This window comes from Croceitalea sp. MTPC5, from assembly GCF_036985505.1.
Lineage (GTDB): Bacteria > Bacteroidota > Bacteroidia > Flavobacteriales > Flavobacteriaceae > Croceitalea.
In genome coordinates this window covers 520,187-534,436 of the sequence record NZ_BTGQ01000001.1, presented here as the reverse complement: position 1 = coordinate 534,436, position 14,250 = coordinate 520,187, and the positions used below count along the sequence as shown (strand labels likewise).

Annotated in this window: 13 protein-coding genes; 7 read left to right on the top strand and 6 right to left on the bottom strand. The window is 39.9% G+C overall.

What is annotated here, in order from left to right; all coding sequences use genetic code 11:
• Complete coding sequence (locus AACM45_RS02435; protein ID WP_339140489.1) at positions 1–513, top strand: GNAT family N-acetyltransferase; 513 nt, start codon at positions 1–3, stop codon at positions 511–513.
• Here the strand turns inward: AACM45_RS02435 and AACM45_RS02430 are convergent.
• Genes AACM45_RS02430 through AACM45_RS02420 form a run of 3 tightly spaced genes read right to left on the bottom strand, consistent with a single transcriptional unit; the run spans position 508 to position 2,989 of the window.
• Positions 508–1,581 (bottom strand): transporter substrate-binding domain-containing protein, encoded by a 1,074-nt coding sequence (locus AACM45_RS02430; protein WP_339140487.1) that lies wholly within the window; start codon positions 1,579–1,581, stop codon positions 508–510. The two genes, AACM45_RS02435 and AACM45_RS02430, sit on opposite strands and share 6 nt — an antisense overlap.
• A 48-nt stretch (positions 1,582–1,629) precedes the next feature.
• Positions 1,630–2,385: an XRE family transcriptional regulator gene (locus AACM45_RS02425; RefSeq protein ID WP_339140485.1), complete on the bottom strand. Its 756-nt coding sequence runs from the start codon at positions 2,383–2,385 to the stop codon at positions 1,630–1,632.
• A 49-nt stretch (positions 2,386–2,434) separates the two neighbouring features.
• On the bottom strand, positions 2,435–2,989 hold the full coding sequence (locus tag AACM45_RS02420; RefSeq protein WP_339140483.1) for a hypothetical protein: 555 nt from the start codon (positions 2,987–2,989) through the stop codon (positions 2,435–2,437).
• Positions 2,990–3,101: 112 nt separating this feature from the next.
• Between AACM45_RS02420 and AACM45_RS02415 the strand changes: the two genes are divergently transcribed.
• Genes AACM45_RS02415 through AACM45_RS02405 form a run of 3 tightly spaced genes read left to right on the top strand, consistent with a single transcriptional unit; the run spans position 3,102 to position 5,366 of the window.
• On the top strand, positions 3,102–4,364 hold the full coding sequence (locus AACM45_RS02415) for a putative DNA modification/repair radical SAM protein (RefSeq protein ID WP_339140481.1): 1,263 nt from the start codon (positions 3,102–3,104) through the stop codon (positions 4,362–4,364).
• A gap of 2 nt (positions 4,365–4,366) precedes the next feature.
• Positions 4,367–4,534, top strand: coding sequence for a hypothetical protein (locus tag AACM45_RS02410; RefSeq protein ID WP_339140479.1), 168 nt, complete (start codon positions 4,367–4,369; stop codon positions 4,532–4,534).
• A gap of 58 nt (positions 4,535–4,592) precedes the next feature.
• Entirely contained in the window at positions 4,593–5,366 is a 774-nt protein-coding gene (locus AACM45_RS02405) for a TIGR03915 family putative DNA repair protein (protein ID WP_339140477.1), read from the top strand.
• Between the two features lie 60 nt (positions 5,367–5,426).
• Here the strand turns inward: AACM45_RS02405 and AACM45_RS02400 are convergent, their stop codons facing one another.
• The 3 genes from AACM45_RS02400 to AACM45_RS02390 are packed head-to-tail and all read right to left on the bottom strand — an operon-like array spanning position 5,427 to position 7,614.
• A complete protein-coding gene (locus tag AACM45_RS02400; RefSeq protein ID WP_339140475.1) occupies positions 5,427–6,194 on the bottom strand; it encodes a class I SAM-dependent methyltransferase in 768 nt (255 codons plus the stop codon).
• Entirely contained in the window at positions 6,142–6,666 is a 525-nt protein-coding gene (locus AACM45_RS02395; RefSeq protein WP_339140473.1) for a hypothetical protein, read from the bottom strand. The genes AACM45_RS02400 and AACM45_RS02395 overlap by 53 nt, the downstream gene beginning before the upstream one ends.
• A gap of 42 nt (positions 6,667–6,708) precedes the next feature.
• Entirely contained in the window at positions 6,709–7,614 is a 906-nt protein-coding gene (locus tag AACM45_RS02390; RefSeq protein ID WP_339140471.1) for a nucleoside hydrolase, read from the bottom strand.
• Between the two features lie 106 nt (positions 7,615–7,720).
• On the opposite strand from AACM45_RS02390, the gene uvrA reads away from it, so the two are divergent.
• From uvrA to AACM45_RS02375, 3 genes are read left to right on the top strand one after another with little or no spacing between them, the layout of a single operon-like run.
• Complete coding sequence (gene uvrA / locus AACM45_RS02385) at positions 7,721–10,582, top strand: excinuclease ABC subunit UvrA (RefSeq protein WP_339140469.1); 2,862 nt, start codon at positions 7,721–7,723, stop codon at positions 10,580–10,582.
• 10 nt (positions 10,583–10,592) lie between these two features.
• Complete coding sequence (locus AACM45_RS02380) at positions 10,593–11,279, top strand: LOG family protein (protein WP_339140467.1); 687 nt, start codon at positions 10,593–10,595, stop codon at positions 11,277–11,279.
• A gap of 42 nt (positions 11,280–11,321) precedes the next feature.
• Positions 11,322–14,135 (top strand): metalloprotease, encoded by a 2,814-nt coding sequence (locus AACM45_RS02375; protein ID WP_339140465.1) that lies wholly within the window; start codon positions 11,322–11,324, stop codon positions 14,133–14,135.
• Positions 14,136–14,250 lie beyond the last annotated feature (115 nt).

Below are 14,250 nucleotides of genomic sequence, written 5' to 3'. Positions count from 1 at the left end.
TTGAAATTTCAATTACAGAACAACCGAATTCGAATCACACCACTATCCCAGACTGATGCACTTTTCATGTATGGATTGATGAACACCCCCAAGTGGATTAAATTCATCGGAGATCGCGACATCAATTCGGTTGCTGATGCCAAGGGATACCTTAAAAGTTCCATTATAGCCCATTATGAAACCCATGGTTTCGGACTTTATAAAATAGTTTTAGTTCACAGTGGTGAACCAATCGGGATATGCGGTTTTCTTAAAAGGGAGTATTTGAATCATATGGATTTAGGATTTGCCATACTCCCGGAATTTGAAAGAAAAGGATATGTAAAAGAAGCATCTGAAATACTACTTTCGTATGCGCATACAACATTGAAGGTAAAAACGATCATGGCAATAACTACGGTTCAGAACTTCGCCTCAATTGGCCTATTGCTCAAATTGGGGTTTAAAAAACATCGTAGGGTACGGCCCAATTTAGAAAAAGAACCGCTTTTGGTGTTCATCAAAAACCTATAATTCCGTTAAGCCATATTCAGATAGTACGATTCCCCATTCCTGTGTTTCCATAATCTCAAGAATACGTTGTGAGATAACCTGTTCTAAGAGCATGGAATCTTTTCTGATTCCGAAGGCATAAAATTGCACGTCGAACTTCATCGGCAAAAGTTCCACTTTACGCAATGAAGGATCTTTTCGAATACGGTATTGTAAAATTGGTTCATCGTAGATAAAAGCATCGATTTTATGCTTACTTAGATCTTGAAGACCGGGCACAAGTCCTTTATACAAAGAAACATCCCTAAAAAAATGACTTTTCAAAAAAGCGTCAGCTTCCGAGATTTTGACCGTACCTACCCTCTTTTTTTTGAAGGAATTCAAATCGTCTGAGCTACTCTCCAATTGGTTCACGGTCAAACTTGAAGCAATACTTGCCGTTAAACCTGAGACGAACAACAACCCACTGAGCATGAGTCCGAATGCTATCACCTTGCCAGAACGGGTTTTTGGGGCCTTATCACCGTAACCGACTGTGGTTAGGGTCACTATCGACCACCAAAGACCATCCCAAATCCCTTTTAATCCAGGTCTGAATTCCTCTGGATTCCCCTTTCTTTCCGTAAGCCATGCAAGACTGCCAAAAAATAACAGCAATACCAATAAAAGTAAAAAGCCCCTTAAAAAATTGATATGGAAAAAAGACCCTAAAAATTGTTTGACTTTTTGAAAAGACGATTTCTGGGCGATTGCTATCGTTGAATGTGAGGCATAAAAAGAATGGGTAAACTCCATTGTTTTACTGCGTTCCCCGGTAATGGTCAGGGGATTGATAGAGACATCGATCGCCCCAAGTTTTAACGAATCCAACATGTTGGCAAAATCCATTTGAACCATTTTATAATTCAGGTCCAAATCTTCAGCAACCCTTTTCCAAAGCCATACATTAATACCCTCTAAAAATCCATTTTCTTGAATAATAAAAGGTGCCGCAGGGGTATAGCCCACGATTAAGGTATCTTTGGTTTCTTGGGCGGATAAAGCATTGAAAATGAGAAAAAAAAGTAAAACGAAATAACGTCGTTTCATATTAGTAGGGTTGGTTAACGACCTAAAGATAATCGAAAACCCTAAATGCTAACGTTGCCCTACTTGTCTTTTCAGTTCTTCCATCGACTCTTGTAGTTGTCGTAACAACCCTCGGTCCGAAGTGGCATCGACATTAAAGGTTAATTTACTGCTCACTTCCCATATTTCTTGAATCTGAAAAGGTTTGATATCGTACGGGGGATAAGTCTCATTTAACGAGACCAGGGTAATGTTATTGGAATTGGGTCTTTTCTCAATCTTCTTGACCATTATGGAATCTTGTAAGACGACAACATACATTTTATTTGCACTTACATGGTCAATATGCTCTATGGCCCTTGCGAGTACCCATTCGCCAGGATGGAGATTGGGTAACATACTATCCCCTTCTACTTGAAAACCACGATAGGTGGCATTTCTAAATTCCGGTATGGGCATATCAAATGCCGGCAATTGTTGATACCAACTGGTGTCTGCTATATTTTGTGGGTATCCAGCGGCGGCCTTGGCATTTACCAATACCATATTGTCTTGGTCTGAACTGTCGACCGTGACCACTTTCGGAATTACGCTCGTGTGTGATGTTTCGAGATATTTGGAAGCGTTCTCACCGAACAACCAGATAGGATTGATCTTAAATTGACGTAGTAACTCTGCAACGACCTTACCTGAAAGTTTCGTGCGACCACGTTCGATATCGGCGGTGGTATTCGAAATACCAAGAAGTTTGGCAAACTCTACTTGGGTGTACCCCAAATCCCTTCGAATTTCTATAAAACGCTTTAAGGTCAATTCATTTTCCATATATCAAAATCTTTTTGTCATTCCCGCGAAGGCGGGAATCCAGTTATTTTTACTGACCAAGTTCTATTCTTGCATCAGCAGTCAATAAAACAGTCATTAGACTTAAATCTCTAGAATCTTTAAAACCAAGTTCTTTTCTCATTTCCTTGAGAAATACATTAGCATTATTCAGAAATACTTTGGAGTTTTTTTCATGGATAGCATTATAGTTCTCATAATCGATAAACTTTTTAATTAATTCTTCACTTCCCCAATTCATTAAACCCTTTTTAAAAAGTGCCATTTCATCAATAGCTGTCTTGGAAAGCCCATTCCTGTTGTTCTTAATATTCTTGAAAATCTCGAAAAATGAATTATAAAAATGCTCACAAACCTTTTGTTTTTCCTTTAATATATGAAGTTCATATTCCCTTTCACGGACCTTCTTATTATTAATATTTACAGTCATAACGGAAGTAAAAGCAGCAACAATTAATGCTACAATACCAAATATGGCAATTTTCGAATCTATACTCTCAATGTAGAAAACACCCCAGATAGAAAGTGAGACTAGAATAAAGATTAGAATACTAAGCCACATCCCTATAAAAAAATTACTAGACATATAAAGTAAACTGTTTCAAATATAGGTAATTTGGATTATTTCCAAAATAATTTATGGAATAATTCCATTATTTGGATTATTTCCATATTTTTGATTGGATTATTTCCAAGATATGGATTTCGAACGTGTAAAAGAAAAACTCAATATTCTCGCTGACGCTGCCAAGTATGATGTTTCCTGCGCCAGTAGTGGCAGTGACCGTAAAAACCAAAATAAGGGTTTGGGTAACGCCTCTCGAATGGGTATTTGCCATAGCTATACTGAAGATGGCCGTTGCGTCTCGTTATTAAAGATCTTGATGACCAATCATTGCATTTTTGACTGCGCCTATTGTGTTACCCGTAAGAGTAATGATGTAAAACGGGCGGCTTTTAAGATCCAGGAAGTGGTTGACTTGACCATTAATTTCTATCGTCGCAATTATATTGAAGGTCTTTTTTTGAGTTCGGGAATCTTTAAAAGCCCTGATTATACTATGGAACGCCTGATTGCGGTAGCTAAAAAACTACGTGAAGAAGAACGGTTCAACGGATATATCCATTTAAAATCCATTCCGGGCTGTAGTGATGAATTAATGTATGAGGCCGGATTGTATGCCGATCGTTTGTCGATCAACATAGAAGTCCCCACCATATCCGGTCTTCAATTATTGGCCCCAGACAAAAAACATGAAGACTTTACCAAACCAATGTTGAAAGTAAAAAATGAGCTGATACGCTATAAAAATGAACGTAAGCTCATTAAAAGTACGCCCAAATATGCCCCGGCCGGACAAAGTACCCAAATGATCATCGGGGCAACAGGCGAAAGTGATAAAGATATCATGTATTCGGCTACGTACTATTACAAAAAGTATCAAATGAAACGGGTGTATTATTCAGGCTATGTGCCTGTAACCGAAGATAGCCGTTTGCCCTCGATGGGTTCGCAAGTGCCCATGCTTAGGGAAAATCGCTTATATCAAAGCGATTGGCTATTGCGTTTCTATGGATTTGCCGTTAATGAAATCGTCAATGATGACCATCCGAATCTGGATATCGATGTAGACCCAAAACTTTCATGGGCCTTGCGAAACATGCATTATTTTCCGATAGATATCAATAAGGCCGATAAACGTATGTTGGCAAGGGTGCCTGGGTTGGGAATACAATCGGTGACAAGGATCTTAAAGGCACGTAAGTTTCGAAAATTGAATTGGGAGCACCTAAAGAAAATCGGGGTTGCCCTTAACCGTGCAAAATATTTCATGGTATGTGATTCGCGAAATTGGGAAAGTCGTGATTTGGATGCAAATAAAATTAAAGGCATGATTTTACAATCATCGACAAGCAAGTATAAAAATCAATACCATCAACAATTATCATTATTTAACTAATTATGGAAAGAGCGTCACAAGAACATAGTTATCTAGAGCGTAAACGTAAGACCATTTTAGATTTTGGGTATGATTGCGTCCGTTTTAGAAGTAGAACCAAGAAGTCTTTGGTACAATTAAAAAGTATTATCAAAAATAATGTGTGTCATTTTGAAGGAGTTCTCGACTAATATAATAGCCTGGTTTTCTTTTACATAGAAAAATGACAGCATATTAAAATTAAGCAGTATGAAAAATGCAACAACATTAATTTACGATGGCAGCTTTAATGGCTTTCTCACAGCGGTATTCATAGCCTTTGAAGAAAAGCTAAAAGTGATGGACATCCAAAAGAACGGGCAAACCCAGAATGGCCTATTCTCTGAAAATGAGACCATCTTTACCCATGTTGAAAAGGCGAAAAGGGTCTGGAATGGGGTTCGAAATAAAAGTTACAATGCCATTACCAATATTTATTTTGCCTTTTTAAGTGAAGCCGAAGGTATTGAAATGATGTTGTTTGAATATATCAAAAAATTGATGGCCCATAAGGGAAAGCAATCTGATTTCTCTGATGAAACCATGCTGTATATTTCACAAATGGCTCGAAAAGTAGGTCGCGAAAAACATCGTATGGAGGCTTTCGTACGCTTTCAATTGACCAAAGACGACATCTATTTTGCCAATATAGAACCTGATTTTGACGTGTTGCCCTTAATTTCAAAGCATTTTCGTAATCGTTATGCAGACCAGCAGTGGTTGATCTACGATGTAAAACGGAAATATGGGATTTTTTATAATTTGGAACGTGTTGAGCTGATCTCATTGAATTTATCTGAAATCCACTTTAACCGTTCGCGAAAAAGCCAAACGTTTACCGAAGGGGAATACGACTATCAAGATCTTTGGAACAACTATTTTAAAAGTACCAATATTAAATCACGAATAAATAGAAAACTGCATACGCAACACGTACCAAAACGGTATTGGAAGTATCTTAGTGAGAAAAAGGAGGCTGTTTAAGCACGTGGTGGTATTCAATCTTTTTTGCAATGAAAACCTTCTAGCAACAATTTATATTCTTTACTTTTTTCTAGCTTTAAAGCACATAAAAGCTGGAAATTCATTCAATTCTTTATAATGCCTTGGGTCATATTTCTCAAATTCCTTAACTGGCAAGGGTTCTACCAACTCTTCAATGTAGAAACCATTTTTAGTAAAGGGCATTAAACATTCGAGTAACGGGCGTCTATAACTTGGCACGGTCACACGTCCCCCGAATCCCCTCCAAATTGCGCTGACTTCCTCAATTTCGAAATACTTTTTTGACTTAAAATAATTGTATTCAAAAAAAGGATGTTCTATGGATATCACCACCTCCCCCTCTTTTTTTAAAACCCTATGAAATTCAGTAACCACCGGATTCCAATCTTCAATATAATGCAAGGCCAAGGCACAGAGTACCCGGTCAAATCGTTCAGCTTCGAACATATCGAGTGGATTGGTCAAATCATGAACAAAAAAACCATCGGCATTTTGATTGCGTTCTTGGGCAAACGCCACCATTTTGGGGCTTAAATCAAAGCCTATTACTTCAGCCCCTTTGTTCGTAAGCGCTTCGGCATACTTACCAGGACCGCATGCTGCATCGAGAATTGATTTTCCCTCAACCTCGCCGAGCAATTTTAATGTATTAGGTCTATCGTAATAAGCGTTATGTGGCTTATGATCGATTAAGTCGTGATAACGTTCGGCTATTTTTTCATAGGCAGCGAGTATCCTCGCTTTGGTAGTGGCTTTATTTACTTCTCTCCCCCACAAATTGGTCGCTTTTATTTTTAAAGAAGACATTAAAACTCGTCAATGAACCATAAATACGGGTAATGTATTGTTGAAGGTCCACCTTTTCTTGATCATCTAAATTTTTACTGCTATTGATTTTTTGCTCCATGACGCGTATTCTGTCGCGAACCATGACAATTTTATGAAAAAAGGTAGCAATGGGCATTTCTTTGTTTGCAGTTGTATCGCCGGGCTCCATAATCAATTTACCACCTCGCCATTTATCTGCTATTGCTACTTTTTCGTGGGTATCACTCCATTTTTCCAAAATCTTGACCAAAGAACTTTCGATATCAAAAAAGCTCACCGAATCCACTTCATCTTCGACCCCTTCGATAATTTCAAATTCGCTATCCAAATCAATGGTCTCCAACCCGTTTTCTAAAAAAGTAACCCAATAGTGCTTTGATGATACATTCGTGACTACCCCTTTTCCGTATTCTGGGTGGTCGATTCGAGAGCCAATGCCCAATAATTTCATAAGATGTGTTTTATACTGAACTTGTTTAATACCAAAAATACCCTACTCCTTCCCAAAAGCCAAAAGCGTAGCATAAAAATCCGCGTATATCGCATCCGCATCAATCGTATCATAAAAGGTAATAGATCGATTACCGCTGTCTTTTGAGGTATGTACTACTTTTGTGGTTGCTAGGCTTGGTTTTATAAAGGCCGTAATCAACGCGAGGTCCCAAAGTATTCGATTTCGCCTTGAACCATCCAAATGGTCTTCCCAACGTTTCATCAAAAATCCCCCCAAAAAATGATTGCCGATTTTCGTATTCATTTCATCAAAATCAACTTGCATAGCGAGGGCCACACTAACCGGCATAATATGCATATTGACTTTGGAATTCAATAGGTAGTCAAGGGCAAATTGATCCATCATTGGGTTAAAATCATTCCGTTTGAGCACTCCGGTCTCAAATTCCATTTCGGTACCCAACCAATAAACATCCAATTTTTCTGCAATGCTCGGTTCAATGAACACGGCCGAAGCTACATTGGTCAGTGCTCCTAGCACTAAAATAGTCACACGCCCAGATCCTTGGGCTTGTTCAATAATTTCATATGCTGCCGCTGAATGTCTTGCGCGGTCGCCCCAATCATACATTCTTGCCAACCCACCACGATTGGTTTTCAGCTGTATATTCATTTCACCCAATAGCTGTTGGTTCAATCTATGGCTGTTTTCCATGGTTTCTGCTATGGCCCAGTGACTGGTCTGCCAATGTGCTGCATTTAACGCAGTAACCTTTACGGAGGGTTCCAATAAAATCCGTGCCAAGGCATAAAAATCATCTACCTCATTTCCAGTGTCCGCATCCACGATAACATTGCGTTGTGAAACTGCCTTGACACCAAAAAATAGCATAACAATCTGGAAAAGTACAATTAACCTTATTCTGACGGGTCCCGTTCTTCGCATTTAAGAGTGTTTTTTGACAAGATAATTGAAAGCGTTTACTTAACAAAATCATAGTAGGCCCGGCTTCTTTTTTAAGTACCAAATGATTACTTTTGAAGCTTGGGCTATGATTAACTACGAAGAAAACATTGAAGTACGCGGTGCACGCGTGCACAACCTCAAAGACATTGATGTAACCATACCACGTGAAAAGCTGGTAGTCATAACGGGGCTATCTGGAAGCGGAAAATCTTCACTTGCTTTTGACACTATCTATGCAGAAGGCCAAAGGCGTTATATCGAAACGTTTTCGGCGTACGCCAGGCAGTTTCTAGGCGGTTTAGAACGCCCAGATGTGGATAAGATAGATGGTCTTTCGCCGGTTATTGCCATTGAGCAAAAAACCACCTCTAAGTCCCCGAGGTCTACAGTGGGTACCATAACCGAGGTCTATGATTTTTTGAGATTACTTTTCGCCAGGGCCGGTGATGCCTACAGTTACAATACGGGTGAAAAGATGGTCAGCTATAGTGATGACCAAATCAGGGATTTGATCATCGAGGCCTATCAAGATAAAAAAATCAATATTCTTGCACCCATTATCAAATCGCGTAAGGGGCATTATCGAGAGTTGTTCGAACAAATAGGCAAGCAAGGCTTTGTGAAGGTACGCGTCGATGGCCATGTCGTGGATATCACCAAGGGAATGAAGGTCGATCGCTATAAAACACATGACATAGAGATTGTCATTGATCGTTTAAAGGTGACCATTGGTGAAGATTTTGATAAAAGATTGTCAGAGACCATCAATACGGCAATGTACAGTGGCAACAATGTACTCATGGTCTTGGAGGAAGGGGAAAAAGTACCCCGCTATTTCAGTCGCGATTTGATGTGCCCGAGTACGGGCATCTCCTATCCTACCCCGGAGCCCAATACATTTTCTTTCAACTCACCAAAAGGAATGTGCCCACATTGCAACGGACTCGGGCATGTATATGAAGTCAATGAGGACAAGATTTTTCCTAACAGGAAATTATCAATAAAAACGGGCGGCATAGCACCTCTGGGGGAATATAAAAAGTCTTGGGCCTTTAAACAATTGGAGACCATTGCACAGCGTTATAAGTTCGATTTGGAAACGACCATTGATAAAATACCTGCTGAAGGCCTTGAAGTGATACTGAATGGTGGTAAAGAAAGTTTTACGGTAGATTCAAAGACCTTAGGTGTTAAACGTGAATACCGCATTGACTATGAAGGTATCTCCAACTTCATCAAAAACCAGTTCGAAGAAGCGAATTCAACTTCCATTAAACGTTGGGCCAAAGAATACATGGACAAAATCATTTGTCCTACCTGCAAAGGTTCCCGTTTGCGCAAAGAATCATTATACTTTAAAGTAGGCGAAAAGAATATTGCCGACTTGGCCCATATGGACATTTCTGAGCTGGCCGATTTTTTTGATAACCTTAATGCCAAATTAAAAGGCAACCAAAAAAAAATAGCGGAGGAAATCGTTAAAGAAATCCGAACCAGGATCCGTTTTCTCTTGGATGTCGGATTGGATTACCTTTCCCTGAACAGAAGTTCTAAATCACTGTCGGGAGGCGAAGCCCAAAGAATTCGATTGGCTACCCAGATTGGTTCGCAACTTGTGGGCGTACTCTATATACTTGATGAACCAAGTATCGGTTTGCATCAACGCGACAATGAAAGATTGATACACTCATTGGCCTCCCTTCGGGATATTGGCAATTCGGTCATCGTTGTTGAACATGATCGTGATATGATCGAAGCAGCGGACCATGTGATTGATATAGGCCCTAAGGCGGGCAAGCACGGTGGCAGGATCATTTCAGAAGGTCCGCCGTCAGAATTGCAAGACCATAGTACCCTGACCGCAGATTATATTAGTGGCGAAAAACAAATAAAGGTACCTGAGAAAAGAAGAAAAGGTACAGGTAAAAAACTGGTGCTCTCGGGTTGTACCGGAAACAACCTGAAAAATGTTACTGCCGAATTTCCGCTTGGTAAGATGATCGGGGTGACCGGGGTTTCGGGTAGTGGTAAATCAACTTTGATCAATGAGACCCTTTACCCGATTATGAATGCCCATTATTTCAATGGGGTCAAAAAACCAATGCCATATAAAAAAATTAAGGGCCTAGAGCATATTGATAAGGTAATTGACATCAACCAATCCCCAATCGGCAGGACTCCAAGGTCAAATCCGGCGACTTATACCGGTGTCTTTAGTGAGATACGCTCCCTGTTCGCAAAAACCACTGAAGCAACCATTAGGGGCTATAAGCCAGGTAGGTTCAGTTTTAATGTTCAGGGTGGCCGCTGTGAGACTTGCCAAGGGGGCGGATTAAAGGTTATAGAAATGAATTTTCTGCCTGATGTGTATGTAGAATGTGAAACCTGCAATGGCAAACGCTTTAACAGGGAGACCTTAGAAATACGATACAAGGGCAAATCGATTGCGGACGTTTTGGAAATGACCATGAACGAGGCAGTTGATTTTTTTGAGAACATTCCCAAAATCCATCGTAAACTGAAAACGATAGTCAACGTAGGCCTCGGGTATATTTCGCTAGGGCAACAATCAACAACACTATCGGGTGGTGAGGCACAACGGGTTAAGTTGGCAACTGAGCTTTCAAAGCGCGATACGGGCAATACCTTTTATATTTTGGATGAACCCACAACAGGGCTCCATTTTGAGGACATTCGCGTCTTAATGGACGTGTTGAACCAATTGGTCGACAAGGGCAATACGGTATTGGTCATAGAACACAATATGGATGTAATCAAAATGGTCGACCATATCATCGATATCGGTTATGAAGGCGGCCGGGGCGGTGGCATGATTGTTGCGAAAGGAACCCCGGAACACGTCGTTAAAGACACAAAAAGTTACACTGCGCGATTTTTGAAAAAAGAACTGGAAGCAGGTCAAAAAGAAATGACCAAAGTAGTTTAAACATAATTGTATGAGGAAAGAACAGCACCCAAAAGGTTGGAACGAAATTAAAACCAATGATTCCTGGGCCATTTTTAAGATTATGGGTGAATTTGTGAACGGTTTTGAACGAATGAGTGAAATAGGACCCTGTGTCTCCATTTTCGGTTCTGCCAGAACGAAGCCCGGAGCACCTTATTACGAGACCGCGGTAGCAGTTGCCGAAGCCATCGCAACAGCAGGTTATGGGGTTATCACCGGTGGGGGACCCGGTATTATGGAAGCAGGCAACAAAGGCGCCAACAAAGCCGGGGGAACTTCGGTCGGACTAAATATCGATTTACCCTTTGAACAGCATGACAATCCGTTTATTGACCCAGATAAAAGTCTTGATTTCGATTATTTTTTTGTGCGTAAGGTCATGTTCGTAAAATATTCACAAGGCTTTGTGGTCATGCCCGGTGGTTTTGGTACGTTAGATGAATTATTTGAGGCAATTACCTTAATCCAAACCAATAAAATCGGCACTTTCCCGATTATCTTGGTAGGTAGTGATTTTTGGGGAGGCCTTTTTGATTGGATTAAAAATACGATGCTCGAGGCAGGAAATATCAGTCCGAAAGACCTTGACTTGATCAAACTGGTTGACAATGCGGATGAAGTTGTCGAAATTATTGACAGCTTCTACAAAGGTCATGTCATGAGCCCAAATTTTTAATTGACGATACGCTTGAAAAATAAATACCTACTTATTTTTTTAATGCTACATGCATTAGCGGTTATTGCCCCTAGTGTTACGTTCGCACAGCATCAAAATACCATTTCGGCAACACTGGATGGAACCAACAACACAGTTGAAATAAAGCAGGTATTTGTTTACAAGAATAGTGGCGACATAGGGATTAACACCATCTATTTCAATGATTGGAACCATTCGTATTCAAGCAATAAGACGGCTTTGGCAAAAAGATTTGGTGAAGAATTCAATAAGAGCCTGCATCTGGCCAAAGAGAAAAATCGGGGAAGAACCGAAATCGTTAGTATTGTTGATGACGAATACAATGGCCTGGAATGGAATCGGTCAAGGGCCGCGGATATCATCGAGGTACTTTTACCCAAAACGCTTTCCCCTGGTAATTCAGTCACATTACATCTTACGTACACCCTAAAATTACCCAACAGTCGTTATACAGGCTATGGACACGGTTATAAAGGAGGGTATAATTTAAAGGATTGGTATTTGACCCCAGCTGTTTTTGATAAGACATGGAAGTTGTATTCCAATAAAAACCTCAATGATCTAAACACCGATGTCACACATACCGAGATTTCACTGCGATTCCCTAAAGACCTTCATTTAGCTACCAATTATACGACTACTTCCATAACCGATTTTTCTTTAGGAAACCATGCCAGCCTTTCCGGCAGGGAAAGGAAAAGTGCGCAGGTTTTCTTAACCCCAAAAAAGAGATTTACCACGCATCGTACCGAGGCCATGACGGTAACCACTGATTTAGAGGCTTCGAAGTATGATGGTATTTCACAAGGACTCTCCATAAACAGGGTGCTCGATTTCATTAAGGATAGACTTGGGGCATATCCCCATGAAAATCTATTGGTCTCTGAATACGACTACAATCGAAACCCACTATTTGGTATCAACCAGCTTCCTAATTTTATCAGGCCTTACAGCGAACAGTTTCAATTTGAAATGAAGTTGTTGAAAACGGCCTTGAATCATTTTGTACAAGAAACATTGTTTCTTGATGAACGCAAAGAACGTTGGGTAAATGATGCCATCGTCAACTATTTGCTCATAGCCTATGTAGCAGAAAAATATCCAAATCAAAAATGGGCAGGGAAATTGTCCCGTTTATGGGGTTTTCGAGCCTATAACTTGGCACAAATGGACTTTAATGAGCAGTACTACCTGCTACAAATGGTTTCAGTGCGAAGAAATGATCATCAGGCTCTTTCGACCCCTAATGATTCCTTGACCAAATGGAACCAAAAAATCGCCAATCGTTATAAAGCCGGTCTTGGCATGTCATATTTAGGCGAATACATTGGTTCAGAGAAGATCAACGAGGGTATTAGAAGCTTTTATGAAACCTTTAAACTAGTGCCCAATGTCAAAGCAGCCGACTTGGAAGAGTTGATAAAGGGCAAAACGGATAAGGACATCGATTGGTTCTTTAAAGAATACGTAGGATTAAGGAATAACATCGATTTTAAAATCAAGGAAGTTTCCAAGGCAGACGGTTCCATAACGTTTACCATTAAAAATAAAACTGGTTCCAAAGTCCCTATTTCGCTTTTCGGACTTCAAAAAGATTCCGTTATTTCCAAATATTGGTTTAGGGGCATTGATAGTTCAAGTACTTTTACCATTCCGGACAAAGGAGAGAATAGGTTGGTTTTAAACTACGACAAGAAAGTTCCTGAAGTCAACCAAAGGGATAATTGGAAGAGCCTTAACGGATTTCTATCAAGCAATAAAAAATTGCAGCTTCGATTTTTTAAGGATATCGAGAATCCTTATTTCAATCAAATTTTCTACGTTCCTGAATTTCGATTCAATGTAAATAATGGGCTTACTGCCGGTATTTCCATCAATAATAAGACTTTTATAGACCGCCCTTTTCTCTTTAATATAAAACCACAATACTCTTCACGTGAAGAAGCGGTTGTGGGTAGTGCCGGACTTAGATTTCGCTATTTTTTCAATGAAGGTAAATTGAATTCGGTAAGCTATGCGCTTGGTGGTGGAACCTCTTTTTTTGATATCAATTCAAGGTTCACGACCATAACGCCTTCGGTCTCCTTTACCTGGCGTCCAGAGGATTTTATGGCCAACAGAAGACAATTTTTATTGTTCAGGTTACGTAATGTATTTCGAACCATCGATGAAAGCATAAAGGACCAAATAGATACGGAGCCCGATTTTTCAGTATTCAATGCACGTTTTGGTGATATCGACAACAACATCATCCATTTCAAATCGTGGGTGGTGGATGCCCAATTGGCAAGGGATTTTTCAAAGCTATCCTTTGAATGGGAAAACAGGAGATTGTTTGACAACAATCGTCAGCTGAATTTGAGATTCTATGCAGGTAAGTTCTTGTTCAATGATACGGGGTCCGATTTTTTTAGTTTCGCCTTAGACCGCCCAACGGATTATTTATTTGATCTGAATTACCTAAACCGTTCGCAAACCGCTTCAGGTATTACAAGTCAACAGTTCATTCTTGCAGAAGGAGGTTTCAAATCAATATTTGACGAACGATTTGGCAATGATTGGATCGTGACGGCCAATGCCAGTATCAATATCTGGCAATGGATCGAGGTTTATGGGGATATCGGTGGTATACGAAACAGAGGGGAACAAGCAAGGTTTTTTTATGACTCTGGGGTGCGATTGAATTTGGTCACCGATTTCTTTGAGCTTTATTTTCCGATGTATTCCACCAACGGTTTTGAACCCTCTTTTAATGATTACGGTGAACGTATTCGATTTGTCGTTACTTTAAGCCCAAAAACCCTGATTGGGCTATTTACCAGAAAATGGTTCTAATTACGAAATCAACAAAATACAGGCCTTAATCCCGCTTTATTTTTCAAAATATGCATTAATATAACTTTTTTTTGTGATTTCATGAATAAAAAGCGGGGTTTGCCGTTAGTAGTAA